This is a genomic window from Streptomyces sp. 1331.2 (genome assembly GCF_900199205.1).
Taxonomy (GTDB): domain Bacteria; phylum Actinomycetota; class Actinomycetes; order Streptomycetales; family Streptomycetaceae; genus Kitasatospora.
Genome location: NZ_OBMJ01000001.1, coordinates 4518865 through 4533498 on the forward strand (window position 1 = coordinate 4518865; position 14634 = coordinate 4533498).

Annotated in this window: 12 protein-coding genes; 4 read left to right on the plus strand and 8 right to left on the minus strand. The window is 71.6% G+C overall.

The genetic code is table 11. The features are described 5' to 3' along the window. Window positions 1-139 precede the first annotated feature (139 nt). Complete coding sequence (locus CRP52_RS19370; RefSeq protein WP_097237546.1) at window positions 140-3712, minus strand: bifunctional glycosyltransferase/CDP-glycerol:glycerophosphate glycerophosphotransferase; 3573 nt, start codon at window positions 3710-3712, stop codon at window positions 140-142. Window positions 3713-3845: 133 nt separating this feature from the next. Between CRP52_RS19370 and CRP52_RS19375 the strand changes: the two genes are divergently transcribed. Next, on the plus strand, window positions 3846-4844 hold the full coding sequence (locus CRP52_RS19375; protein ID WP_097237547.1) for a glycosyltransferase family 2 protein: 999 nt from the start codon (window positions 3846-3848) through the stop codon (window positions 4842-4844). A 49-nt stretch (window positions 4845-4893) separates the two neighbouring features. After that, window positions 4894-5901 carry a YihY/virulence factor BrkB family protein gene (locus CRP52_RS19380; protein WP_097237548.1) on the plus strand — a complete coding sequence of 336 codons (1008 nt, stop codon included), beginning with the start codon at window positions 4894-4896 and terminating at the stop codon, window positions 5899-5901. Window positions 5902-5928: 27 nt separating this feature from the next. Here CRP52_RS19380 and CRP52_RS19385 read toward each other — a convergent pair whose 3' ends face one another. Continuing rightward, the gene (locus tag CRP52_RS19385) at window positions 5929-7128 is read right to left on the minus strand and encodes a D-alanyl-D-alanine carboxypeptidase family protein (RefSeq protein WP_257032642.1); all 1200 of its coding nucleotides are present in this window, start codon (window positions 7126-7128) and stop codon (window positions 5929-5931) included. 141 nt (window positions 7129-7269) lie between these two features. Between CRP52_RS19385 and CRP52_RS19390 the strand changes: the two genes are divergently transcribed. Then, window positions 7270-7527 (plus strand): SCO4848 family membrane protein, encoded by a 258-nt coding sequence (locus CRP52_RS19390; protein ID WP_097237550.1) that lies wholly within the window; start codon window positions 7270-7272, stop codon window positions 7525-7527. A gap of 74 nt (window positions 7528-7601) precedes the next feature. On the opposite strand, the gene CRP52_RS19395 is transcribed toward CRP52_RS19390, so the two are convergent. From CRP52_RS19395 to sdhC, 4 genes are read right to left on the minus strand one after another with little or no spacing between them, the layout of a single operon-like run. Next, entirely contained in the window at window positions 7602-8375 is a 774-nt protein-coding gene (locus CRP52_RS19395; RefSeq protein WP_097237551.1) for a succinate dehydrogenase iron-sulfur subunit, read from the minus strand. After that, complete coding sequence (gene sdhA, locus CRP52_RS19400; RefSeq protein WP_097237552.1) at window positions 8375-10117, minus strand: succinate dehydrogenase flavoprotein subunit; 1743 nt, start codon at window positions 10115-10117, stop codon at window positions 8375-8377. Before sdhA ends, CRP52_RS19395 begins: the two co-directional genes overlap by 1 nt. 51 nt (window positions 10118-10168) lie before the next feature. After that, window positions 10169-10660: a succinate dehydrogenase, hydrophobic membrane anchor protein gene (sdhD, locus tag CRP52_RS19405; RefSeq protein WP_097237553.1), complete on the minus strand. Its 492-nt coding sequence runs from the start codon at window positions 10658-10660 to the stop codon at window positions 10169-10171. Between the two features lie 8 nt (window positions 10661-10668). Then, on the minus strand, window positions 10669-11049 hold the full coding sequence (gene sdhC / locus CRP52_RS19410; RefSeq protein WP_033332398.1) for a succinate dehydrogenase, cytochrome b556 subunit: 381 nt from the start codon (window positions 11047-11049) through the stop codon (window positions 10669-10671). Between the two features lie 251 nt (window positions 11050-11300). On the opposite strand from sdhC, the gene CRP52_RS19415 reads away from it, so the two are divergent. After that, complete coding sequence (locus CRP52_RS19415; protein ID WP_143685785.1) at window positions 11301-12083, plus strand: hypothetical protein; 783 nt, start codon at window positions 11301-11303, stop codon at window positions 12081-12083. Between the two features lie 66 nt (window positions 12084-12149). Here the strand turns inward: CRP52_RS19415 and CRP52_RS19420 are convergent, their stop codons facing one another. Together CRP52_RS19420 and CRP52_RS19425 are read right to left on the minus strand one after the other, a co-directional pair. Then, window positions 12150-12635 carry a 2-oxo-4-hydroxy-4-carboxy-5-ureidoimidazoline decarboxylase gene (locus CRP52_RS19420; RefSeq protein WP_097237555.1) on the minus strand — a complete coding sequence of 162 codons (486 nt, stop codon included), beginning with the start codon at window positions 12633-12635 and terminating at the stop codon, window positions 12150-12152. 315 nt (window positions 12636-12950) lie between these two features. Continuing rightward, window positions 12951-14600, minus strand: a complete 1650-nt coding sequence (locus CRP52_RS19425) for an alpha/beta hydrolase (protein ID WP_097237556.1) — start codon at window positions 14598-14600, stop codon at window positions 12951-12953. Window positions 14601-14634 lie beyond the last annotated feature (34 nt).

A 14634-nucleotide genomic window follows, 5' to 3' on the forward strand; every position in this document is an offset into this window, starting at 1 on the left:
CCTTCGGGAGTTCTTTTCCCGGACGCCTGTTCGTACATGATTCACGGGATCGGGTCATTCCGGTTCCCAGCGACCCCGGGACATGCGGCGGCGCCCGACACCACCGGTGTCGGGCGCCGCCGCGGTCACTCGCGGAGGGCTATTCCTTGCGGAGCATCGCGTCGACCACCCGGGCGGCGGCCTTGCCGTCGTCCAGGTCGCAGTACGCCTCGCGGAACGCGGCGGCCTTGTCCACGTACTCGGTCGCGACCGCGTCCACCCGGCCGAGCGCGGCGACCAGCTCCTCGGAGGTGGAGAGCAGCGGGCCGGGCGCCTCCGCCTCGAAGTTCAGGCTGAATCCGCGCAGGTTGTCCCTGTAGTGCTCCAGGTCGTGGGTGAAGAAGAGCATCGGCTTTCCGGTCGACGCGAAGTCGAACACGCTCGCCGAGTAGTCGGTCACCAGCACGTCGGCGATCAGCAGCAGCTCCGCCATGTCGGGGTAGCTGCCGACGTCCCAGATGTAGCCGTTGCCGGCGCCCGGGATCTGGCCGCACATCAGCTCGTGCCGGCGCACCAGCAGCACCTGGTCGTCGCCGAGCGCGGCCTGGGCCGCCGCCAGGTCGATCCGCAGGTCGATCTGGTAGCCGCCCTGCGGCCGGCGCCGGTCCTCGCGCCAGGTCGGTGCGTAGAGCACCACCTTCTTGCCCTGGGGCAGCCCGAGCCGTTCCCGGACCTGCTCGGCGGTCTTCTCCCGGTCGGATGCGAACAGCAGGTCGTTGCGGGGCGAACCGCTCTCCAGGATCTCGCCCTTGAAGTCGAAGGCGCGCCGCAGCACCGGGGCCGACCAGCTGTTGCCGGCCACCAGCAGGCTCCAGTTCGGGACCTCCTTGGCCAGGCTCTTGAGGTAGCTGGAGTCGGTGAACCAGACCTTCTCGAAGTCGAAGCCGACCTGCTTCAGCGGGGTGCCGTGCCAGGTCTGCACGACCACCTGGCCGGGGCGGCGGACGAAGAACTCGGGCAGGTGGGTGCTGGTGACGACGTACTTGGCGGTGGCCAGCGCCTCGAACCACTCCGGGCTCCGGAACCGGATCGCCGTCGCGCTCTTCGGCAGCTCGGCCTGCATGTCGTCGTTGACCCACAGGTGCTCCAGCGGCAGGCCGCGGCGCACCAGCTCCTCGTGGACGGCCCGCGGCGAGTCGGCGTACACGCCGTCACCGCCGACGCAGTACAGCACGGTGTCGCGCAGCGGCAGCCGGCGGGCGGCCGGGTAGTCGACGGTGCGCAGCCGGCGCTGGCGGAAGCCGGCCCGCTCCTCGGGCAGCAGCGCCGCGTGCGCCTCCAGCGACAGGCCGTCGTGGTCGCGGCGTTCCAGCGTGATCCGCTTGCCGCGGGACTCGACCTCCAGCGGCAGCGACTCGAAGCAGTCCGGGGTGACCAGCACGGAGGCGCCGGGCAGCACGTCGGCCGCCCCGCCGACCCGGCGGAAGAAGACGTTCCAGGTGCCCTTGGCGAGCGGCACCCGGCCGGCGAAGGAGGCGGTGGGCACGGCGGGCAGCGCGGTGCGGAACCGGCCGTCCGAGATCTCCACCGGGTAGACGTGCTCCTCCTCGCGCCAGTGGTGACGGACCACCAGCTCCCAGCGGTGCGCGCCGGGCAGCGGGAACGAGCCGCTGAGCAGGAAGCCGTCGGCGCCGCGCGAGGACAGCTCGTCCACCAGCGGCTGCAGCACCTGGTCGGCGAACTGGAGGTAGCCGCCGGGGGAGGGCTTGGAGTAGAGCGCCCGGTGCTCGGCCGCCGGGGCCTGCGGGTTCAGCGGCAGGTGCAGCCGCTCGGGCGCGTTGCGCTCGTCCCAGGCCAGCGGGACGGTGCTGCCGTCGCCCAGCAGCAGCTCGGTGTCCCAGTGGTCGCGGACGCGCTCGCCGGCCACCGGGTCCAGCTCGGCCCAGGCCTCGCGGACGGCGGTCAGCTCGGCGGTCGCGAAGGAGGCGGTGAAGGGCTGCAGCGAGCCGACCGGCGCGCCCAGCTCCAGCGGGACGGTCACCTGCCGGTCCGACTCCAGGTGGGTGAGCTGCAGCCGGGCACCGGCGAAGCTCGGGCCGGAGCGGGCCGCGCCGGAGACCTCCACCCGGCCGGCGTGCGCGGACAGGCCGGTCACCCGGGCCTTGACCGTCTCCACCCGCAGGTAGACGAAGTTGTCCCGGACCCACGGCACGATCCGCACGTCCGGCTCGACCCAGTGCGACGGGATGACCTGCGCGGTGTCGCTCCACCCGGCCGAGATCCGGCCCTTGTACACCCCGCCCTTGCCCGCGCCGGCCACCAGGACGCGCCAGTGCCCGTCCTTCCACTCGCCGCGGTGCCTGAGCTTCTTCGGGTCGACCGAGACGGTGAAGCCGGACCAGTCGCAGCTGTACAGGTCGTGGTTGCAGCTCGCGGTGGCCTCGGGGCTGTACGTGGTCTTCATCGGCACCGCGATGACCCGGCGCCCCTTGGTCTCGCGCAGCACCAGGGTGCGGACCATGTCGTGCTTGCCGGACGCGCCCAGCTGCTCCGGGTACGCGTGCCCGGTCAGCCGCAGCTTCCCGCCGACCCAGCCGCTCTCGTACAGCCGGCTGCGCATGACCAGCGAGTTGTCCAGCTTGAGCACCCCGGCCGGCACGCTCCTGCGCCCGCCGCGCAGGAACGGGTAGTCGGCGTACGCGCGCAGCAGGCCGCGGGCCTGGACACCGCCGCCGCTCTCACCCTCGTACTTGATCTGCTCGATCAGCTCGTCCATCCGGCCGGCCAGGGTCAGGTGGTACTTGAGCCGCAGTGGCGCGCGCAGCTTGCGGACCTGCTCGGGGCCGATCGCCCGGAGCAGCCGGCTGACGTGCTGCAGGTAGGCGTCCCGGTACTCCTTGTCGCCGTCCACGATGGACCAGAAGAACATCGGGATCTCCTCGACGAGGGTGTTCTCGTCGTAGGAGCGCAGGTACTGGGCGAAGCGCGGCTCGGTCTGCTTGCCCAGCCAGCCGCGGACCAGCTCGACCGAGGCGACCCGGTCGATCAGGCCCTTGGGGTTGGTGCGCATCTGCGTGATCGACATCTCGCCGACCTCGCGCTCGCGCCAGTGGTAGATCGGCTCGGAGAGTACGTCCACGCTCTTGGCCAGATAGTGGTGCGGCACGCTGACCGGCGCGTCCTCGTACAGGATGCCCTCGGGGTAGAGGATGCCCGCGGCGTCGAAGAAGGAGCGCCGGTACACCTTGTTCCACGCGGTGCGGTCGGTGACCAGCGCCGGGATCTCGGTGATGTGGGTCTTGAGCCTGGTCTCCTTGAACGGCTTCACGTGGCCGCCGGACTGGTAGTAGCCCACGGCCCGGAAGCGCAGCACGTTGCCGGTGCAGAAGTCCGAGCCGGTCTCCTCCAGCGTGTTGATCATCAGCTCGTACGCACTCGGCGGCATCGAGTCGTCGCTGTCCACGAAGCACAGGAACTCGCAGTCCGGGTCGATGTGCCGGATGCCGGTGTTGCGGGCCGCTCCGAGGCCCTTGTTCACCTGCCGGACCAGCCGGAATCGCGAGTCCTCGGCCGCGTACGCCTCGGCGAGCGCCGCGCTGCCGTCCTTCGATCCGTCGTCGACCATGACGCACTCGAAGTCCGTGAAGGTCTGGGCGGCGATCGAGTCGAGGCACTCGACGAGATAACGCTCGACGTTGTAGATCGGAACGACGATGGAGAGGCGGGGAGCCATCGGCTACGCAGGCCTTTCTCGGGAAGGAGCGTGGCAGCCCGGTGGGGCCAGACCGCACGTTGATCGGTGCGTACGTGCCTCCCGATCCTACCTCCGGGGCAGGGCCCTCCCCGGGGACCACTACGCTGGGGCCGTGCCCCGCTTCAGCGTCATCGTCCCCGTGTACAAGGTCCAGGACTACCTCGCCGAGTGCCTCGAATCGGTGCTCGGACAGGACGGTCCGGACCTCGAACTGATCGCGGTGGACGACCGCTCCCCGGACGGCTGCGGCGCGATGCTGGACGCGGCCGCCGCCACCGACCCGAGGGTCCGGGTGCTGCACCTGCCGGAGAACGTCGGCCTCGGCCGGGCCCGCAACGCCGGCCTGGAGGTCGCCGGCGGCGACTACGTGGTCTTCCTCGACAGCGACGACACCCTCACCCCCGGCCTGCTCAAGAGCATCGACGAGCGGCTCACCGCCACCGGCGACCCGGACGTCCTGGTCTACGACTACGCCCGCACCTACGCCGACGGCCGGATCACCCGCGCCGCCTCCGCGCACGTCTTCGGCGCCGCCTCCCCGGACGTCTTCGACCTCGCGGCCCGCCCCGACCTGCTCGACCTGCTCCAGGTCGTCTGGAACAAGGCCTACCGCCGCGACTTCGTCACCGGGCAGCAGCTGGTCTTCCCGGCCGGCTACTACGAGGACACCCCCTGGACGTACCCGGCGCTGCTCGCCGCCGCCCGGATCACCCTGCTCGACCGGGTCGGCGTGCACTACCGCCAGCGCCAGGAGGGCGGCAACATCCTGGCCACCGCCAGCCGCAAGCACTTCGACGTCTTCGCCCAGTACGACCTGGTCTTCGCCTTCCTCGACCGCCGCCCCGACCTCGACCCGTGGCGCCCGGTCGTCTACGGCCGGATGCTGCACCACCTCAACACCGTGGTGTCCAAGCCCGGCCGCGTCCCGCCCGGCGACCGCCGCGAGTACTTCCGCCGCGCAGCCGAGCACTGCGCCCGGCTGCGCCCGGCCGGCTACCGCCCGCCGGCCGGCGTGGACGGCGTGCGCACCGAACTGCTCAGCCACGGCCGCTACGGCGCGTACCAGGCCGTGCGCGCCCTCGCCAAGGCCCGTCGACTCGTCCGGCGCTGAGGCCCGCGCCTGACGGCCATTCGGGTGGCGGCCCGGTATAACCGGTCGCGTGGACTTCCTGACCCGCCTCCCCGTCGTCGGCCCGCTCGTGGCCCGGGTGCTGCGCAGCCGCCCCTACCGGGTGTACGAGTACTTCTCGGCCGCCCGCGGCAACCGGCTGGCCGGCGCCGTCACCTTCTTCGGGTTCCTCGCGCTCTTCCCGCTGTTGACGGTGGGTCTGGCGATCGCCGTTTCCACGCTGGACGACACCCAGGTGGCGGAGGTGCAGAAGCACATCTCCGACCAGCTGCCGGGCATCTCGGACGCGCTCGACCTGCCGTCCCTGATCGCCGGCGCGGGCACCGTCGGGCTGGTCGGCGGGGCGCTGCTGCTGCTCTCCGGCCTGGGCTGGGTGGACACCATGCGCACCTCCATCCGGGACCTCTGGCAGCTGCCCGACGAGGAGGGCAACCCGGTGCTGCGCAAGGCCTGGGACGTGGTGGTGCTGGGCGGCCTGGGCCTGGTGTCGCTGTTCTCGCTGGCCGCCTCCGCCGCCGGGACGACCCTGGCCGGGCGGATCGCCGAGGCGATCGGCCTCGGCAGCGGCTACCTGCTGACCGGCGTCGGCGTGCTGATCGCCATAGGGTGCGACATGCTGCTCTTCGCCTACCTGCTGGCGCCGTTCCCCGGGATCACCGGCCAGCGCCGCCGGGACCTCCTGCAGGGCGCGCTGATCGGCGCGGTCGGCTTCGAACTGCTCAAGTTCCTGCTCGCCTCCTACCTCGGCTCGGTCGCCGGGCGGAGCCTGTACGGCGCCTTCGCCACGCCGGTCGCCCTGCTGCTCTGGATCAACGTCGTCTGCCGGCTGCTGATGTACTGCGTGGCCTGGACGGCGACGGCCGACCCGGTGGCCGCCCGGGAGCGGACCAGGGCGCACGGGCGCTCCCTGCTGGAGGCCGCGGACCGGGCGGAGGCGAAGGCCGAGACCGGACAGTCCGCCGAACAGGCCCCCGGGAAGGCCGCCGGGCGCGCCCCCGGGCAAGGCCCCGGGCAGGCGAAGGCCCGGCCCCAGGACTGAGACCGGGCCTGCCCGTCAGGGCGGGGATCAGCCGGCGGAGCGCCGCCGCCGCAGGACCAGCGCGCCGTACCCGGCGCCGGCCCCGGCCAGGACGACCGCCGCCCAGCCGACCGGGCCGAGCCCGTCGTCCCCGGCGGGGTCGGGCGCCGCGGCGGCCCGCGTCGGGGTCGCGGAGGGGTGCGGCGGCGGAGCGGGCACGCCGTCGGTGCCGCCGGCCTGGCCGGTCGGCTGCGCGCCGCCCGCCGGCACCTCGTCCACCAGCCTCCCGACCGGCTGCACCTTGCCGGCCGCGGCGAAGCCCCAGTCCAGCAGCTCGGCCGTCTCGTCGTACACCTTCTGGTAGCTCGCCGGGTGCATCACCGTCACCAGCAGGGTGCGGCCGTCGCGTTCGGCGGCGCCGACGAAGGTCGAGCCGGCGTTGGTGGTGGTGCCGTTCTTCACGCCGATCAGGCCGGGGTACTTGCCCAGCAGCCGGTCGGTGTTGGCGATCCCGAAGGAGCCGCGCTGACCGGTGTTCTTGTCCACGGCGCCCGGGAACATCGCGTCCCGGGTGGCGCAGTACGCCCGGAAGTCCGCGTTGCGCAGGCCGGCCCGGGCGAACAGCGACAGGTCGTAGGCCGAGGAGACCTGGCCGTCCATGTCGTAGCCGTCCGGGGAGATCACCTTGGTGTCCTTCGCCTGCAGCGCCTCGGCGCGCGCCTGCATCTCGGCCACGGTCTGCGGGATGCCGCCGTTCATGTGCGACAGGACGTGCACGGCGTCGTTGCCCGAGCTCAGGAAGACCCCGCGCCACAGGTCCTCGACCCGGTACTCCAGGTCCTCCTTGATCCCGACCAGGCTGCTGCCGGGGCCGATCCCCAGGATCTCCTCGTCGGCGACCTTGTGCACCGCGTTGCGGTCGAACTTGGGCAGCACGGTGTCCGCGAAGAGGATCTTCAAGGTGCTGGCCGGCGGCAGCCTGAGGTGCGGGTTGTAGGCCGCCAGCACCTCCCCTGACGTGGCGTCGGAGACTATCCAGGACTGCCCGGTGAGGCCGGTCGGCAGTGGCGGGGTGCCCGCCAGCGGGGAGACCTGGACCCCGGGGAGCCCCAGCCGCTCGCCGCCGACCGCGACCGACGGGGGCGGCTGCTGCGGGGCCGCGACCGTGGCCGGGCCGACGAGCAGGACCGGGAGCGCCGCGGTGACCGCGGCGCACATGCGTGCGAACGTGTGACGGGGTGTGGGCACCAGCAGACCGTACCCATTCACGCCCGCCGGCGTCCGCCACTCCGGGCCCGTCCTCCGCAGGAGGGGCCCGCCGTACGCCGATCGGCGGCCCGCGCATACTGGGGATGCACACCGTCTTCACACCCCCGCCGAGGACCACTCATGAAGCTCAGCCGCCGCACCTCCTGGTTCCTGACCGCCTTCGGCGTCTGGTCGATCATCATCTGGACGACCTTCGTCAAGAACCTCTGGAAGGACTCCGGCGGCCAGGCCTTCACCGACGGCGACCACTCCCGGCCCACCGCCTTCTTCTGGGTCCACCTCCTCCTCGCCGTCACCTCCTTCGCCCTCGGCATCGCCGTCGGCACCGTCGGCCTGCGCGGCCTGCGCGCCACCCGCCGCACCCCGGCCGCCGACTGACCGGGCCCGGAGCACGCCGAAGGCCCCCGCCGATCCGGAGATCGGGCGGGGGCCTTCGGGGTGTCAGGCGGGGATCAGAAGCGGCGGGTGACCAGGGCCCGCTTCACTTCCTGGATCGCCTTGGTGACCTCGATGCCGCGCGGGCAGGCCTCGGAGCAGTTGAAGGTGGTGCGGCAGCGCCACACGCCCTCACGGTCGTTGAGGATCTCCAGGCGCTGCTCGGCACCCTCGTCGCGCGAGTCGAAGATGAAGCGGTGCGCGTTGACGATGGCGGCCGGGCCGAAGTACTGGCCGTCGTTCCAGAACACCGGGCAGGACGACGTGCACGCGGCGCACAGGATGCACTTGGTGGTGTCGTCGAAGCGCTCGCGGTCCTCGGCGGACTGCAGGCGCTCGCGGGTCGGCTCGTTCCCCTTGGTGATGAGGAACGGCATGACGTCCTTGTACGCCTGGAAGAACGGGTCCATGTCCACGACCAGGTCCTTGAGGACCGTGAGGCCCTTGATGGCCTCGATCGTGATCGGCTTCTCCGGGTCGACGTCCTTGATCAGGGTCTTGCACGCCAGCCGGTTGCGGCCGTTGATCCGCATGGCGTCGGAGCCGCAGATGCCGTGCGCGCAGGAACGGCGGTAGGTGAGGGTGCCGTCCTGCTCCCACTTGATCTTGTTGAGCGCGTCCAGCACGCGCTCCTTCGGGTCCATCGTCAGCTGGTAGTCGACCCACACCGGGTCCGGGTGCTCCTCCGGGTTGAACCGGCGGATCCGGAAGGTGACGGTGATCAGCTGGGCGGCACCGCTCTCGGCCGCGTCCAGAGCGGCCGAGTGCTTCTCCACGGTCGGAGTGCTCATCAGTACTTACGCTCCATCGGCTGGTAGCGGGTCGTGACGACCGGCTTGTAGTCGAGGCGGATGGAGGTGGTGCCGTCGGCGGCAACCTCCTGGTACGCCATGGTGTGCTGCATGAACTTCACGTCGTCACGGGTCGGGAAGTCCTCGCGGTAGTGGCCGCCGCGGGACTCCTCGCGGGCCAGCGCGGAGACGGCCAGCACCTCGGCCAGGTCGAGCAGGTTGCCCAGCTCGACGGCCTCCAGCAGGTCCGTGTTGTAGCGGAAGCCCTTGTCCTGGATGGAGACGTTCTTGTAGCGCGCACGCAGCGCGGCGATGTCCTCGACCGCCTGCTTCAGGGTGGCGCCGGTGCGGTACACCATCGCGTTGGCGTCCATGGTCTCCTGCAGCTCCTTGCGGATCTGCGCCACGGACTCGGTGCCGGTGGACTCGCGCAGGCCGTCGACCAGGGCCTGGACCTTCTCGGCCGGGTTCTCGGGCAGGTCGGTGAACTCCACCGTCTGCGCGTAGTCGGCGGCGGCGATGCCGGCCCGCTTGCCGAACACGTTGATGTCCAGCAGCGAGTTGGTGCCCAGGCGGTTGGCGCCGTGCACGGACACGCAGGCGACCTCGCCGGCCGCGTACAGACCCGGGACGACGTCGGTGTTGTTGCGCAGGACCTCACCCTCGACGTTGGTCGGGATGCCGCCCATGGCGTAGTGCGCGGTGGGCTGGATCGGGATCGGGTCCGTGTAGGGCTCGATGCCGAGGTAGGTGCGCGCGAACTCGGTGATGTCCGGGAGCTTGGCGTCCAGCTGCTCCGGCGGCAGGTGGGTGAGGTCCAGGTAGACGTGGTCGCCGTCCGGACCGCAGCCGCGGCCTTCGCGGATCTCGGTGTAGATCGCGCGGGAGCAGACGTCACGGGACGCGAGGTCCTTCATGACGGGGGCGTAGCGCTCCATGAAGCGCTCGCCGTCCTTGTTGCGCAGGATGCCGCCCTCGCCGCGGGCGCCCTCGGTGAGCAGGATGCCCATGCGCCAGATGCCCGTCGGGTGGAACTGGAAGAACTCCATGTCCTCCAGCGGCAGGCCGCGGCGGTAGACCAGGGCCTGGCCGTCACCGGTGAGGGTGTGGGCGTTGGAGGAGACCTTGAAGAACTTGCCGGTGCCGCCGGAGGCGAACACGACCGACTTGGCCTGGAAGACGTGGATCTCGCCGGTGGCCAGCTCGTAGGCGACGACGCCGGCCGTCTTGCCCTCGTTGAGCAGCAGGTCGAGGACGTAGAACTCGTTGAAGAACTCGACGCCGTGCTTGACGCAGTTCTGGAACAGCGTCTGGAGGATCATGTGGCCGGTGCGGTCGGCCGCGTAGCACGAGCGGCGGACCGGGGCCTCGCCGTGGTTGCGGGAGTGACCGCCGAAGCGGCGCTGGTCGATCCGGCCCTGCTCGGTGCGGGAGAAGGGAAGGCCCATCTTCTCCAGGTCGAGGACCGCGTCGATGGCCTCCTTGCACATGATCTCGGCGGCGTCCTGGTCGACCAGGTAGTCACCACCCTTGACCGTGTCGAAGGTGTGCCACTCCCAGTTGTCCTCCTCGACGTTGGCGAGGGCGGCGCACATGCCGCCCTGCGCCGCGCCGGTGTGGGACCGGGTCGGGTAGAGCTTGGTCAGGACCGCGGTGCGGCTGCGCTGCGTGGACTCGATGGCCGCACGCATGCCGGCGCCGCCGGCGCCGACGATGACGGTGTCGTACTGGTGAATCTGCATGGGGGGTTAACTCGCCTCTGGCCTCTGCCGATGGTCGATGGTGCTCGCGGCTCAGATGTTGGGGTCGAAGGTGAAGATCACCAGGGTGCCCAGCAGCACGGTGAAGACCGTGGCGGTACCCATGAGCCCCTTGAGCCAGAGCCGGGTCGAGTCCTTCTCGGCGTAGTCGTTGATGACCTGACGCATGCCGTTGGCGCCGTGCAGCATGGCGAGCCAGAGCATCAGGAGGTCCCAGCCCTGCCAGAACGGCGAGGCCCAACGGCCGGCCACGAAGGCGAAGCCGATCTTGGAGACGCCCCCGTCGAGGATCAGCATGATCAGCAGGTGGCCGAGGATCAGCACGACCAGGACGACACCGGACAGGCGCATGAAGAGCCAGGCCAGCATCTCGAAGTTGGTGCGGGTGCGACGCGGCGTCTTCTTGGTCCGCTGGCGGGCCGGCTCGATGACGAAGGCGTCGGCGGGGTTGCCCGTGCCGAGGCCCTTGCCGGTGTGCGCCTGCTTCGAGGGGACGACGACGGCGTCGGAGATTTCCGTGGACATGTCTCGGCTCACTTCCCGAACCAGGAGATCAGCGTGTGCTGCAGGATCCCGTAGAAGGAGCCGGCCATGAGGACGACCCAGACGCCGACGACGGTCCAGAGCATCTGCTTCTGGTACTTCGGGCCCTTGGACCAGAAGTCGACCGCGACGACGCGCAGGCCGTTCAGGGCGTGGAACAGGATGGCGGCCACCAGGCCGTACTCCATCAGGTTCACGAGCGGAGTCTTGTACGTCTGGATGACGGTGTCGTAGGACTCCGGGGACACTCGCACCAGGGCGGTGTCCAGGACGTGGGCGAACAGGAAGAAGAAGATGAGGACGCCGGTGACTCGATGAGCCACCCAGCTCCACATGCCTTCCCGGCCGCGGTACAGCGTTCCAGCCGGCACGGAAAAACCCTCCGGAAGCGATTGGGGGCTCGGCCGGCTTCGGTGTCGGTCAGCCCGGCCGGGTCGGTCCACCGGCCGCGAGCATCCTATCGACGCCTTCTCGCGTGCCGCCTCCGGGGGCCCCAGGTGTGATCAAACAGGCACTTCTGGCCTAGCAGGGCGGGAACCAAGCCGACTTTCGGCACTCTCGGTGATCGATCGGATGCGCTACGGTGGCCGCCCCCGACCGCCGACACCCTGCCGAGGCGTCCGTGCCACTTCGCCCTGCCCGTCCGTCCGCCGCCGCCCTGGCCGGTCTGGCCGCTCTGCTGCTCGCGACCGGCTGCACCACGGTCGGCGGCCCCTCCGGGGATGCGGTGGGGCCCGGCCGGGAGCTGACCGCGGCGCAGCTGCGGGCGGCCGCGGTGGCCGACGCCGACCTGGGCCCGGGGTACACGGTGACGGTGGTGACGCCCGGCCACCGGGACACCGGGGCGGGCTCCGGGCGGGAGCGGGCGGACCTTCCGGCCTGCCAGCCGCTGCTGGACGTGGTCGCCCCGGTCGCCCCGCCGGGCCCGGCCTCCGCCTCGGCCTCCCCGGCCTCCGGCCGCCCGTACGCGGAGACCGACCTGAGTGTGGCCCGGGCCGCCGACCCGGCGGGCGGGGTGTACGGCGGGCTGCTCGGCTACCGGGCCGGACGGGCGGCCGCGGTGCGGGCGGAGCTGGAGGGGCTGTTCGGCCCGTGCGCCTCGTTCACGTCGACGGCCCCGCCGCCGCCGGCCGAGAAGCCGGGGAAGCGGGTGCCGATCCGGACCAGGCACCGGCTGAACCGGGTGGACACGCCCACGCCCGGGGGAGCGGACGAGGCGATCGGATTCACCCTCACGAATGAATCGGGTACGGCCGTGCTCGCCCAGCGCGCGGTGCTGGCCCGGGTCGGTCCGGCGCTCGCGGTGTTCACCACCTTCGGGGGTGCGGCTGCGTCGGCCGCCGCGCCGGACGAGCGGATCGTCCGGCAGCAGGTGGCCAAGCTCCGGGCCGCGCAGACAGCGTAGGGAGAGGCCGTAGAGAAGGGGGCGTGGAAGGGGGCGGGAGGACGGGGCGGCCGGCGCGTGCCGGGTTCAGTGCGCCCCGGCCTCCGAGTGGGTGGCGACCAGGTGCTCCAGCCGCGTGAGGGCGATCCGGCGGAGCTCGTCCGCCGCGATCAGCCGCTCCTCGTCCGGGTCGTTGGCCAGCCGGGTGCGGATGGAGGAGAGCACGGTGTCCAGCATCTCCTCCGGGGCGACGCGCTCCAGGCAGACCACGAAGACGTGGCCGAACCGGGCCTCGTACGCGGCGTGTGCCGCCCGCAGCGCGGTGTGCGCGGCCTGGCTGCCGGGGGCCCGCATGCCGAGCAGCGGCTGCGGCATCCAGCTCTCGTCCGCCAGTGCCTCGGCGAGGTCGGCCGGGCGCAGGTCGTAGGAGGCCTCGCTGGCGGCGGCCAGCAGGGACTCTATGTCGGGGTACGGCCGGTGCGCGGCGAGCCGCAGGGCCCAGCGGTGGCTGCCGCAGCAGGCCAGCAGGGCCTCCTCGGCGGCGCCGGCGTCGGCTTCGTTGAAGCGGTGCAACCCGAGGAGGGTCGGCTCTGTTCTGACGTCGAGCCGCTGTGACGGGATGTCGCTGGCCAGCGGGTCCTCCTCGTGAGGGCGGGAAGGTGCCGGTGAAGAAGTGGGGTGGTGGAGCAGCTGAAGTATGGGGGCTGAGGAGGGGCGCACGGCGCCGGTCCGGCAGCGCCTCCAAGGTAGTTGAGCCGTCATCAGTTGGGGAGGGCGCGCGCCGAATTCATCCGGACGAGCTATCAAGTTGTGACGTTGACACCATCGCGTCAGCGCCCTCCCCACGTCTTTCTGATAGTCGGGCCTTCTGCTGACCCGGTTGTCGGCTCAGCTGCAGCGGGTGCCCGGGGCCGGCATCGTGCCGTCGACCAGGTAGGCCTCCATGGCCCGGTCGATGCAGGTGTTGCCCTTGCCGAAGGCGCCGTGGCCCTCGCCGACCCGGGTCAGCAGGGTGGCGTCGGCGAAGCCCTTGGCCAGCGACTCGGCCGAGGCGTACGGGGTTGCCGGGTCGCCGGTGGTGCCGACCACCAGGATCGGCGCGCTGCCCTCGGCCCGGATGGTGTGCGGCTTCTCCTGGGTCTTGAACGGCCAGTAGGCGCAGCCCGGCTCGCTGTAGTCGTCCAACGTGACGCCCTTGGACAGCAGCGGGGCCTCGGCGAGCAGCCGGTCCACCGCCGCCTTGGCGTGCTCGGGGGTCGGCGCCGGGCGGGCGGCGTCGGCGCAGCTGATCGCGCCGTTGGCCTCGTCCATCGGGCTGTAGTGGCCGTTCTCGTCGCGGCCGTTGTACTCGTCGGCGAAGGCCAGCAGGTAGTCGCCCTTGCCGCGCATCATCGCCCAGCCGAGGCCGGCCCGCAGGTACTTCCAGGAGGTCTTCTCGTCGCCGTAGAGCATCGATATGACGCCGGTCCAGGCCTGGTCGCGGGTGAGCTTGCGGCCGTCCTTGGTGGTCAGCGGCTTGTCGTGGAGGCCGTCCAGGAAGTCGGCGGCCTTCTTGGCGGCCTTGTCCTTGTCGGTGCCGAGCGGGCACTCGTCGGCGTGGTTCTCCACGCAGTCGGCGGCGAAGCGCTCGAAGGACTTCTCGAAGCCGACCTGCTGGTCGACGCCGTGGTCCAGGGTGTCCTGGGCGGGGTCGACGGCGCCGTCCAGGATCAGCCGGCCGGTGTTCTTCGGGAACTCCTCGGCGTACAGCGCGCCGAGGTAGGTGCCGTAGGAGATGCCCAGGTAGTTGAGCTTCTTGTCGCCGGTGACGGCGCGCAGCACATCCAGGTCGCGGGCGGTGTTGCGGGTGCCGACGAAGGGCAGCAGCTTGCCGGACCTGGCCTGGCAGGCGGCGGCGTGGTCGGTGGACTGCTTGACGTGCGCGGCCTTGCGCTCGGCCGGGTCGAGCGGCTCGTCCGTCTGGTTGGCGGCGTCGTGCTGCTTGTCGTCGTAGCAGACGACCGGGGAGCTGGCGCCGGTGCCGCGGGGGTCGAAGCCGATCACGTCGAAGCGGTCGTGCAGGGCGCCGGCGAAGTCCTTGGTGCCGTACTCGACCATCTCGACGCCGGAGCCGCCCGGGCCGCCGGGGTTGACCATCAGCGAGCCGACCCGCTGGTCCGGCTTGGCGGCCGGGTACCTGATCAGCGCGAGGTCGATCGCGTCGGTGGCGGGGTTGGCGTAGTCGAGCGGGACGTGCAGCGTGCCGCACTGCAGCCCGGATGTGTCGATCTTGGCCGCTTCGGCCTTCGGGTCGGCCGGGCAGGCCGCCCAGGTGATCTGCTGGCCGTAGAAGGGCTTGAGCGCGGGGTCGGCCTCGCCGGTGGGCCGGGTGGTCGGCGTCGGGGCGGGGGCGGGGGTCGCGGAGGCGGACGCCGGGGTGCCGGCGGCCCGGTCCTGGGCGGGCTCGGCGGCGTGGTTGCAGGCGGTGGCGAGGAGGAGGGTGCCTGCCGCCACGGCGGTCAGCAGGACGTGTGGGCGGGCGGCCCGGAAGCTGTTCATCGCACGTGTGTACCACTGGGCCCCGACGTGCTCG